Origin of the sequence: Chimaeribacter californicus, from assembly GCF_002858675.1 — a bacterium.
GTDB classification, from domain to species: domain Bacteria; phylum Pseudomonadota; class Gammaproteobacteria; order Enterobacterales; family Enterobacteriaceae; genus Chimaeribacter; species Chimaeribacter californicus.
Map to the genome: position 1 here is coordinate 1 of NZ_PJZF01000048.1, position 2397 is coordinate 2397.

General features: G+C 47.2%; 5 protein-coding genes. 4 read left to right on the forward strand and 1 reads right to left on the reverse strand.

The genetic code is table 11. The features are described from left to right. Positions 1 to 165: 165 nt before the first annotated feature. From CYR55_RS22570 to CYR55_RS22585, 4 genes are all read left to right on the forward strand, one after another. Positions 166 to 426, forward strand: a complete 261-nt coding sequence (locus CYR55_RS22570) for a type II toxin-antitoxin system RelE family toxin (protein WP_101818548.1) — start codon at positions 166 to 168, stop codon at positions 424 to 426. Positions 427 to 525: 99 nt separating this feature from the next. After that, complete coding sequence (locus CYR55_RS22575) at positions 526 to 897, forward strand: helix-turn-helix domain-containing protein (RefSeq protein ID WP_101818549.1); 372 nt, start codon at positions 526 to 528, stop codon at positions 895 to 897. Between the two features lie 45 nt (positions 898 to 942). Next, positions 943 to 1485 carry a HigA family addiction module antitoxin gene (locus CYR55_RS22580; RefSeq protein ID WP_241522216.1) on the forward strand — a complete coding sequence of 181 codons (543 nt, stop codon included), beginning with the start codon at positions 943 to 945 and terminating at the stop codon, positions 1483 to 1485. 6 nt (positions 1486 to 1491) lie between these two features. After that, positions 1492 to 1758 (forward strand): type II toxin-antitoxin system HicB family antitoxin, encoded by a 267-nt coding sequence (locus CYR55_RS22585; protein WP_101818550.1) that lies wholly within the window; start codon positions 1492 to 1494, stop codon positions 1756 to 1758. Between the two features lie 323 nt (positions 1759 to 2081). Here CYR55_RS22585 and CYR55_RS22590 read toward each other — a convergent pair. After that, positions 2082 to 2397, reverse strand: a 316-nt coding sequence (locus tag CYR55_RS22590) for a ribbon-helix-helix domain-containing protein (RefSeq protein ID WP_206604062.1), incomplete at its 5' end; no start/stop codon positions are given.

Sequence of the window (2397 nt, forward strand, 5' to 3'; positions counted from 1 at the left end):
ACCAAGCCGACACCAGCCGCCCTCCGGGGCGGTTTTTTTGCCCCAAAATAACCAAAAACAAAGAAAGGCTATAAAAATATAACAAAATGCTTGGCAATATAACCTAGCTAGGTTATATTAGCTGTGTTCCGCAAGGAACACGTTCTTTAAAAAATCGAGGGAATAATGCCTAACGTCAAATGGACTAATAAGGCGCAAAAGCAGCTTCGTAACATCGACAGTGGTGACATTGAACATGTTTATGAGGAAGGCAATGCGCTCAAAAACTTTCCAAATGTGAAGAAGGATATTAAGGCTCTGAAAGGAAAAGGCCGAAAATATCGACTCCGTGTTGGGAATTACCGCCTGATATTTGCATGGGTGAAAGGGGACCCGGTCATCATTCAAATCCAAGCGGTACTAAGACGCACAAGCAGAACTTACTAAGGACAGGCGGGGAAACCCGCCTTATCCCCTCGATTTATAAGTGACACTATTCTAAGCATTTGGATACTGATTGAGAGATCCTCAATCTTGGAGAAAACGATGAAAGTACAATATTTAACTGATGAGGCCGGAAACCGTATCTCAGTGGTGGTGCCTATCGAGACATTTAATCGCCTTGTAGAGAGTGCTGACATCCCGGAACTATGGGAGCAAGTCCCTTACACTCCCGGCGAGAACGACGATGAAACCATCCCCAGTGAGGTGATCGGCATTGTGATTAAAAAAGGCGTCTCACTGCTTGCTGCATGGCGCATTCATCGCAACATGTCTCAGAAGGACGTAGCTGACCAACTGGGTGTGACACAGGCTAACGTGTCTAAGATGGAAAAAAGCGAAAGGCCACAGGCGGGTACACTGGAAAAATTTGCCAAACTTTATAACTGCCGCGTCGGCCAACTGACCGACGATTGATACCGGAAGGGCGCAAGCCCTACCGGTTTTCCCGTATGAGGTAAAATGATGGACACCATTACCGCAGAGCCAACGCCAGTGGGCGTGATGCTGGTGGAAGAGTTTTTGAAACCACTTAACATCTCCCAACAGCAGCTGGCTGACAAAATGCAGGTGCCGCTGGAGCTGATCTGCCAGATTATTGATGGAAGCCACCGCATTACAGCCAATGAAGCCGGGCAGCTTTCTGCCCTGTTTAATATGTCGGCAGAGTTCTGGCTTAACTTGCAGGCCACGCATGATCGTTGGAAGGCATCAATGATGATTTCTGGCGCGCTTGATGCCTACGATAACCTTGTTAAGGCTGTTCCTATGCTTGGAGGCAATCCAAGCAAGCAGGCGTATGAAGAGGCTTTAGTGCTGGCTGAACATCTCGTTGAGCACGACATAGATCATCCGCTATTCAAAATCATCTGTGACAAGATTACCGCCTATGAAGATAGCGCCCCTGAATATGCAGAGTTCAATGCTCGTATTGCAGAGCTTGATAAGCTTGGCGGCTACGAAAGCAACCCGTCAGTGAAAGGCTCGTCTCTTGTTAAGAAGTGAGGTTTGATGCGCTACCCGGTTTTCGTTTTTATGACTAAAAGCGGCACTTACGACGGCTATTTCGTAGATGCAATTGGCTGCTTCTTTGCGGGTGATACGTTTGATGAGGCACTGCGAGATGCGGAGCTATCGTTCAAACAGTATATGGAAGTGTTGGCTGAAGATGGCGGCCACACCCCTGCCCCGAGCGATGAGGCGGCATGTATTGACGATCCGCGTTTGGCACAGGATAACGGCGTGCTTGCCTTTGTAGAAATCGTTCACCAGGCGTGACCAGGTGAACCTGGTGTGACAAACAAAAAGGCCAGTCTATGACTGGCCTTTCTGCGCTTCCGGCAATGGTAACACCCCGCTGACGCGGGGAACGTAACGCAATACCATTCCTGAAAGCGGAACCAACATAACCCGGTGACCAAGCTCAAACAAGCCTAATCCCTCAAAAGATGGATCTGCATCAAATTTAGCATTGCTGGTGGAAACACCGATCAGCGGCGCACGCTTTATTGATGTTTTTTAATATTAAAAAACATTTATTTAATGTTATTTAATTGTTTAATGATGTTTTTTAATGCTTAAGAGGTTTCCGCCCTCTACGATTACTCTCCGCCTACTGTTGCCCCTTTATTGAGCAATTGACGGATGGCAATGTTGATCAGCGCAGCCCGCGACACGCCTTCACCGGCACTCCGTGCATCCAGCTTTTCCAAAACCTCAGGGTCGATTGTGAACGTGATTTGCTGCTTCTTACCTTTCATCACGCCCTTCTTTTTGACCTCAGAACCGTCAGGCGCAGAGTTGATAAATTTCTCCTGATCATGCTCAGAGATCGGGGGCTTCTTGACTGGGCGAGTAATGGACATTGATATTACCTTAATATTAAAAATGATTACTTTAATCTTTGAACAATGCGTT